Raw genomic sequence first — 292 nt, 5'->3', positions numbered from 1 at the left:
TAAGACAGAGATAGACTGGAGTAGTTTAAATACAGTTAATAAAACGTTTGAATTAAAAGACGTTGAAGGAGTAGCAAGCTTAGTAATTATAGACAGTGACGGTAACTCTGTACATATGGCTGTAGCGGATATAGCTAAGAATGAAACATTCCTTACAGAGCTTACTGAGAATCAGGATTTTGTTGATAAGATCTTTAATAATAATGAGTTTATAACAAAAATTAAGAATGTACAAGCTTATAGTAGTTTAACAGATCAATCAGCTACAGAAAACACATCTGAGGTTAAGTTG

The 292-nt window shown here is 31.8% G+C and carries 1 protein-coding gene; it reads left to right on the top strand.

From position 1 onward, the window contains the following. Window positions 1-292, top strand: a 292-nt coding sequence (locus GJV76_RS15860; protein WP_394367081.1) for a hypothetical protein, incomplete at both ends; no start/stop codon positions are given.

The organism is Myroides albus, from assembly GCF_009711045.1.
GTDB lineage: Bacteria > Bacteroidota > Bacteroidia > Flavobacteriales > Flavobacteriaceae > Flavobacterium > Flavobacterium album_A.
This window is presented reverse-complemented; position numbering and strand designations above follow the sequence as displayed.